This window comes from Halomonas sp. ALS9, from assembly GCF_001651035.1.
GTDB lineage: Bacteria > Pseudomonadota > Gammaproteobacteria > Pseudomonadales > Halomonadaceae > Vreelandella.
The window spans coordinates 1-7,200 of record NZ_LXRG01000221.1; the positions used below are offsets into that span (position 1 = coordinate 1).

Below are 7,200 nucleotides of genomic sequence, written 5' to 3' on the forward strand. Positions count from 1 at the left end.
GGGGCCAGTTGCAGACCAAGCCGGAAAGGCACGGGCTGCAGCCTCGGCGGCGGCCCGAGCATCGCTAGCAGTTGCGGCCGCTGTACAGGTGATAGTTTCTCCGCTCAGCGGGTTGGTGTGCTCGAAGGTGGCGGACTCAAGAGCTGAGCGTGGATGGCCGCCTATAAGCAGATCGAGAGTGTTCATGGCGTATTCCTATAATGTAAATGGTAAGGCTGACTACCGTTGCGCCAATACTTATTTTTCACACTGATCGCGTAACGTCAGAGCTTTCTCGTAGACAGAACGAGCGCTATCCAAGCCCCTTTGCTCAAGACGCTCAAGGTAGTTCTCAGTGCCTTGCTTAAGAGGGGGAGCCCAGGCGGGGTCATTGAGTGGATCTTCCACTGCATAGATGGTATCACCTTGAGCCATAGCCTCTTCACGCCCAGTTTTATCAATACCATCAAATACTTGACCGGCCTTACTAGCCCATGCCATACCACTATTATTATCAATCACTGCTTTTAGTTCGGGGGAGAGGCGATCATAAGAGGCTTTATTCATAGTGGCTACGAACGTGCCTGTATAATATGGCAACTCCAAGTGATGATTCACTAACTCATTGATACGAAACACCGTCATGGCTTCCCAGGGGAAACTTAATCCATCTATCACGCCACGCTGCAGTGACGTATAAATATCTGGTGCAGGAATACCCACTGGGTGCGCGCCCATACTTGTGAGCATTTCTCCTGCTACCTCGCTGGGGTGCCGCATCCTAAGACCTTCTAAATCAGCGGGCGTTTTAATTTCGGAATCTTGTGTATGTAAATAGGCTGGCCCAGTGGTGAATAAAAATAGCGTATGGGCATCTTCGTACTCCTCCGCTATGTCACCTTCATCATAGAGTGTTTGTAAAATACAGGCCCCTTGCGATGCGCTAGTGGATACGCCAGGAAGTTGCACGATCTCGGAGAGAGGGAAGCGACCGGAGGTATAGCCTTGTACAGCGATGGCAATGTCAGCCACGCCATTAACCGCCGACTCGTAAGCGTGGTCAGCCTTGCTCAACGTCTGAGAAGGATAGATTTCTACTTTTAACTGGCCGTCAGACTCCTGCTCTACTTTTTGTGCCCAGGCTTGATAAATTTCCTGGTTAACCGTCGAGCCAGCAGGCCACAGGTGAGACATGCGTAGTGTTGTATCAGCATTAACCGAAGCACAAAGACCTACAGTTGATAGGCTGAGTAACAGTGGCGATATTGTTTTTTTCATGAGGGTTCTCTCTGTCATTGTTATTGCCTTCATTATTTGGCGTGATCACCACGCCCTCTGGGTGTAGCTTCGTATCAAGGTTCTATCGTTGTTGTCGGCACCTCCAGTAATATCGGGCGGGAAGCATCCAGCGCCCGGCATAGCGCGTCCTCGAAGGACTCAAGCGTCTCAGTACGAACCGCCTCAACACCGTACCCCCGAGCCAATTCACAAAAATCCAGCCCTGGCACGTCGAGCCCCGGAGCGTCTTCTGCATCCAGCAGCCGCGAGAACCAGCGTAGCGCTCCATAGGTGTCGTTCTTGAGAATGATAAATACCACTGGAACGTTGTACTGAGCGGCGCTCCACAAAGCGCTGATAGCATAGTTCGCTGAACCGTCACCAATGACCGCAATCACCTGCCGATCGGGTTGAGCTAGTTGCACGCCCACTGCAGCAGGCAAGCCAAACCCGAGCCCCCCTGCCGCCGGGAAGAAGTAGCTTCCAGGGTGGCGCATCTCAACGCGTTGCCAGAAAGCAGTCACTGTCGACGTCGACTCTTTAACGTAGATCGCATCCTCTGGCGCTAGGGCATTAAGGGAGTCAAAGACACCCTCCGGGGCTAGACGTCCAGAGGAAACCGCCTGAGGTGGTGGAAAAGGAAGGGGGTTGGGCAGAACACGGTCACTTTGTGCCAATAGTGGCAGCAGAGCCTCCAGAGTGGCATGAATGTCGCCAACTAGAGCATCTCCCACCGGGGCGCGTGCGGCCTCCTGCACGTCGCCGGTCAAGTGCAACAGTTTTGCGCCTTGGGGTAAGTAACGGCCCGGCGCATATTGGTGATAGCGAAATACCGGAGCACCGATCACCAGTATCAAATCATGGCCATCCAGCTTATCCGAAATTCCCGAAATAGCCGCCGGTAAGACACCGCGGAAACAGGCATGCCGTGTCGGAAACGGACAGCGCGAAGCAGACGGTGCCACCCACACCGGCATACAGAGTCGTTCGCTCAGCTCCACGGCCAGTGAATTGGCACGCACAGCATCAACCTCAGGCCCTAATACCAACACAGGGCTGTGAGCTTGATTGAGATTTTCAGCCAAAGCTTCCAGTTGGGCGGCTGAAGGTAAACCGGCATAGCTAACGTCGTGCTGAACGACTTGGGCTGCGTCACCTTCTACTTCATGATCCCAGTCGTCATAAGGAATTGAGACATAGACCGGCCCACGGGCTGGCAGATTAGCCATATGAATCGCCTGGCTCAACGTACGCGGCACATCCTCTGCACAGGCAGGCTCGTAACTCCATTTAACCAACGGGCGTGGAAGTGTTGATGCATCAACATTAGCCAGCATGGCCTCAACACCGATCATCGAACGGGCCTGTTGGCCTGCCGTAATGACCAGCGGTGAATGGGAATACCAAGCATTGGTCAGTGCTCCCATCGCATTGCCGGTACCCGCGGCTGCATGTAAGTTGACCAGCACCGGCTGGCCGGTGGCCAGGGAATAACCGTCGGCCATGCCAACGACCACACCTTCATGGAGGCCAAGGACATAGCGGAAATCTTCAGGAAAGCGCTTGAGGAACGGCAGTTCATTGGAGCCGGGGTTACCGAAAACAGTGTTGAGTCCCTGTCGGCGGAGAAGCTGGTAAGTAATAGAGTGTACGGTTGGCATGCTTGGCTCTAGTGTGAAGGCGTTTGTTTCACACTAATTGGCCTTTAAACATCTATCAAATAAATATATGCTCTATAAAATATAAATGGTATCTATACTATGTCCGCTATTGATCTAAATCTAGTCCGGGTATTTGTCACTCTCTTTGATGCCCGTAGCGTAACGGTGGCAGCGGAGCGTTTGAACGTCACTCAGCCGTCAGTGAGCTACGCGCTATCGAGATTGCGTGACCTGTTTGACGACCGCCTTTTTGTACGTTCTCGCGACGGCATGGAGCCGACCTTCACTGCGATTCAGCTCTACCCAACGCTGCGCGACTCGCTAGCCCAGATCGACAGTACGCTGGAGGAAAATCGCGATTTTGTCCCGCGCTCTTCACATAGACGATTCCGACTAGCCCTTACTGACCTCGGCGAGCTGGCACTATTGCCACGCATTCTCTCTCATATGCATACCGAGGCGCCAAATGTTGAGCTTGAAGTCATTGCTCTGGAAATCGATAAGGTCGAAGAGTGGTTGGCAGCAGGGAAGGTTAATGCGGTCATCTGTAGTAGGCCTATTACTGCCTCTGGCGTGGAGCGCCAAATCATTCTCAAGGAGCGATACGTTTGCCTGTTGAATCGTCATCATCCAAGTATTGATGATCACCTCAGCTTGGAGCAATTTATGGATGCTAAACATGCGGTGGTTGCTGCTTCGTCAGGACATGGTCTGGCTGAAGATGTGCTGGCAAGGCTAGGGTTGAAGCGCAAGGTTAGCCTCGTGGTGCCCCACTTCTCTATTTTACCGAGAGTCCTGCAAAAGAGCGATTTGGTGGTAATTTTGCCTCAGCAAATTGCTTCTGCCTTTGTGAATGAAGCACCACTAAAAGCACTTGAATTACCATTCGAAGTGCCTCCATTCGATGTAACACTTTACTGGCAGGCACACACTTCGCGTTCGCCCGCTCAACGTTGGTTTTGTAAAAGCATCATTAACGCTATTACCGCAGGAAATTGATTTTTTAGCAGGCTAGTTTGATATAAATCGTGTGGAAATAAAGCCAACTCTCGAACATTCAGCTGTAAGTGGCACCGCTGCCCGACCATCTCTCATAGAGTAATTTCTTTCTTATAATCAATAACTTCAACACATCATCATTGATATATTAATTTTTTGCGCATTTTATGGCTTAGCTTTGTGGCATGGCCCATGGATGATGATGAGCAATTAATATAGATATTATTTATGAACAACCTATAATTTATTTATTTGATTTATGGGAAAGTAATCCAGTATAAGTAATGAATCAGAAACGTGCATATGAGGAAATATTAGCACGGTTTTCAACACCTAATATGTTCGATCACCTTTTAAAAAACTCAGCCAAATTAAACGGTATCGATTTTCAGGAGCAGAATTTTTAAGAGGATAAAATAGTGAATAATCAAACCAGGCAAAAACCTAGTATCGCTATCCTTGGTGCAGGAGCAATGGGTGGACTAATAGGAGGGAGCCTTTCCGAAGGCGGCGCGGACGTTACTCTGATTGACGTTAATGCGGAGCATGTTGATGCTTTGCGCCAGAATGGTCTCAAGCTCAAAACAGATAAAGGTGAGCGATACATCCCTATCCCAGTGCTTTTTCCTTGGGAAGTGAGTAAAACTTATGACCTTATTATAGTTTTCACTAAAACAATGCACACCACGTCGGCAATAGCAGCAATACGTTCAGCAATAGACGCTAATACTGTCCTCTTAAGCCTGCAAAATGGGCTCGATAACAAACTTTCTCTTATGGAGTTCGTAGATCAAAAGAATATTATGGTGGGTATTACCACTTATCCTGCTGACATGAAGGGGCCAGGGTGTGTGGAATCTCATGGCGAAGGAATTGTCAGGCTAGCCTCCGCCTCGGCTGCACCACCCCTACTTGATTATATGCCTGGACTCTTCGCACGTGGTGATATGAAAGCGATTATTGATCCACAGGTAGAGGTGGCAATCTGGGAAAAAGTGATATTTAACGCGGCTTTAAATGGCCTTTGCGCAGTCACCAGATCAACCGTAGGCCAAATAGGCGCTCATGCGGATACTAGAGAGCTAGCATTTCAAATTATCGGAGAACTTTGTGCTACCGCGCATGCCTGCGGGTTTGCTGTTCAGGGCGAGCGTATAGAGAAAACCGTGAGCGAAGCATTGGAACAACACTCTTCTCATAAACCCTCGATGCTCCAGGACGTGCTTGCAGAAAGGCCTACCGAAATTGAAGCCATTTGTGGTGCTGCGGTACGTCGTGCGGAAGAACACAACATCCCAGTGCCTGTTACCCGCACTATTCTAGGGCTTGTCAGGCATATTGACTGGCATTTATAAATCACGACACCAGTTGATTTGTATAATTAAGGCTTTTATTTACTGATAAAAGATAAAAGTCTTGGTGAGTGCGGCTTAAGTATAGAAGTAAAGCCGCCTTCTAGCGGTAAGCCGGAAGGCGGTTTTTTTGCTATTGGTAAGCATAGTATGACCTTGTCGACCTATACTCCCCCCAAGTTACCTTACTATTGCATTAACTAAATCAGATAGTTATCCGCTGTGGGGCTGAGCCCCCGCTATGCTTTGGCAAATTGGATAGTGCAGGCCGGGATAAGATCTACTTTGTCTGCTCGGTATACTTCTCTACCAATCGAGTCGCCTCATCATAAAGCAGCTGGCCATCAAAGCCCCGGCTATCCATGTCGGCTATCCACTGAGCCGTGGCCGTCTCGGCAGCTGCCTGCCAGGGTTGCAGTGAATCCTGGGCGATATAGAACATTTCTCCTTCGCCACTCGCTTCAATAGCTTCTATAGCGCGTTCTTCTGCTTGATCCATGGCCTGACCGATACGCTGCGCTTCTTGAAGCCCGGCATTATCATCAATCACCTGTTTCAGTTCCGACGAGAGTGCGTCATAGCTGGCTTGGTTTAAGACCAGCACCATCATCGCCGTGTATAAACCCTGCTCACCCTCGAAAAAGGTGTGGTTCTGGGCGATATCCAGCACACCCAATGCCGCCGCACTCTCGAAGGGCAGTGTCAGGCCATTGATCACCCCACGGGAAATCGCTTCTGGAATTTGCGGCATTGGCATACCCACCGCTTGAGCACCAAGCAGCCCCAGATAACGATTCATGGTTTTCGAGGGCGCACGCATGGCTAATCCTTTCAGATCGTCAGCACTCTCAACAGACGTATCTCTGGTATGGATTTTACCCGGCGTATGCGCGAATACGGCGATGGGGTAAACGCCCTCAAAGGCGTCCTGCATATGCGTTGTCGCAAACTCATGGGCAGCCATGCTGGTGGCTTCCCCCGTTGTGGGTAGGAAGGGTTGATCGAATGCCTCGGACTCCGGGAAGCGATTAGGCGTATAGCTGAGCAGTGTCCAACTGATATCCACCACCCCATCTTTGGCTTGATCATAGAGCGACGGCGCTGAGCCACCCAGCTGCATGGCAGGGAATATTTCCACCTTGATGGCTCCTTCGGACTGCTCTTCGATACGCTTAGCCCAAGGCTCCAAATACTCGGTCTGCACTGGCGTGGCCGGGGCAGCAAAGTGGTGCAAGCGTAGGGTCACCGTATCTTGGGCATAGCCATTAGCACTGAGAAGTAGGCCGCTTAACAGCATGAGGCTGGCGAGTGTGGGTTTTATTGTCATTGTAATGAACTCCTTTATTTACTTCGCTTTCTTGCAAGACATAATGCAAGACATAGTGCTTGCGCTTATCTAAATGGGGTAATGGCGCGGGCCCAGCTGCATGGTCATCCAGCGCAGATCGGTGAACTCCTCTATCCCGGCCTTACCGCCAAAGCGTCCATAGCCGCTCGATTTAACGCCGCCAAACGGCATCTGTGGCTCGTCGTGCACAGTGGGGGCGTTGATATGGCATATACCCGACTCAATGCGCTGGGCAAACTGCATTGCGCGGGCGGTGTCGCGGCTGAATACGGCAGCCGAAAGGCCATATTCGCTATCGTTCGCCACGCGCAGGGCTTCTTCTTCATCCTTAACGCGCATCATTGCGACTACCGGGCCGAACGACTCCTCGCCATACAGGCGCATCGTCTTGGTAACCCCATCCACCACGGTGGGCTGCATAATGACGCCTTCGGCCTTGCCGCCACAGGCTAGGCGAGCGCCATGCTGCTGGGCATCGTCAAGCAGGGCGTTAAGCTTCTCGCCCGATTCACGATTGATCAGCGTGCCCAGCGCATTGCCTTCACCACGTGGGTCGCCAGCGCGCAGCGTTTGCGCCTTGCGA

At 51.1% G+C, this 7,200-nt stretch carries 7 protein-coding genes; 2 read left to right on the forward strand and 5 right to left on the reverse strand.

The window, feature by feature from the left end; translation table 11 throughout:
* The 3 genes from A6R74_RS20080 to mdlC all read right to left on the reverse strand — a co-directional run.
* Window positions 1-186, reverse strand: a 186-nt coding sequence (locus A6R74_RS20080; RefSeq protein WP_121499433.1) for an aldehyde dehydrogenase family protein, incomplete at its 3' end; no start/stop codon positions are given.
* 51 nt (window positions 187-237) lie between these two features.
* Window positions 238-1,257, reverse strand: a complete 1,020-nt coding sequence (locus A6R74_RS20085) for a TRAP transporter substrate-binding protein (protein ID WP_064236243.1) — start codon at window positions 1,255-1,257, stop codon at window positions 238-240.
* A 74-nt stretch (window positions 1,258-1,331) separates the two neighbouring features.
* Window positions 1,332-2,918, reverse strand: a complete 1,587-nt coding sequence (mdlC, locus tag A6R74_RS20090; RefSeq protein WP_064236244.1) for a benzoylformate decarboxylase — start codon at window positions 2,916-2,918, stop codon at window positions 1,332-1,334.
* A 99-nt stretch (window positions 2,919-3,017) separates the two neighbouring features.
* Here mdlC and A6R74_RS20095 point away from each other — a divergent pair, with 99 nt between their 5' ends.
* Together A6R74_RS20095 and A6R74_RS20100 are read left to right on the forward strand one after the other, a co-directional pair.
* Window positions 3,018-3,917 carry a LysR family transcriptional regulator gene (locus A6R74_RS20095; protein WP_064236245.1) on the forward strand — a complete coding sequence of 300 codons (900 nt, stop codon included), beginning with the start codon at window positions 3,018-3,020 and terminating at the stop codon, window positions 3,915-3,917.
* A gap of 419 nt (window positions 3,918-4,336) precedes the next feature.
* Complete coding sequence (locus tag A6R74_RS20100) at window positions 4,337-5,272, forward strand: ketopantoate reductase family protein (RefSeq protein ID WP_205634226.1); 936 nt, start codon at window positions 4,337-4,339, stop codon at window positions 5,270-5,272.
* 277 nt (window positions 5,273-5,549) lie between these two features.
* On the opposite strand, the gene A6R74_RS20105 is transcribed toward A6R74_RS20100, so the two are convergent.
* Together A6R74_RS20105 and A6R74_RS20110 are read right to left on the reverse strand one after the other, a co-directional pair.
* Window positions 5,550-6,596: a TRAP transporter substrate-binding protein gene (locus tag A6R74_RS20105; RefSeq protein WP_064236247.1), complete on the reverse strand. Its 1,047-nt coding sequence runs from the start codon at window positions 6,594-6,596 to the stop codon at window positions 5,550-5,552.
* A gap of 69 nt (window positions 6,597-6,665) precedes the next feature.
* Window positions 6,666-7,200, reverse strand: a 535-nt coding sequence (locus A6R74_RS20110) for an aldehyde dehydrogenase family protein (protein WP_121499434.1), incomplete at its 5' end; no start/stop codon positions are given.

Bases quoted from the DNA above. Each gene is read 5' to 3' on its own strand.
- A6R74_RS20085 (WP_064236243.1), bottom strand. From the start codon at position 1,257: ATGAAAAAAACAATATCGCCACTGTTACTCAGCCTATCAACTGTAGGT.
- mdlC (WP_064236244.1), bottom strand. From the start codon at position 2,918: ATGCCAACCGTACACTCTATTACTTACCAGCTTCTCCGCCGACAGGGA.
- A6R74_RS20095 (WP_064236245.1), top strand. From the start codon at position 3,018: ATGTCCGCTATTGATCTAAATCTAGTCCGGGTATTTGTCACTCTCTTT.
- A6R74_RS20105 (WP_064236247.1), bottom strand. From the start codon at position 6,596: ATGACAATAAAACCCACACTCGCCAGCCTCATGCTGTTAAGCGGCCTA.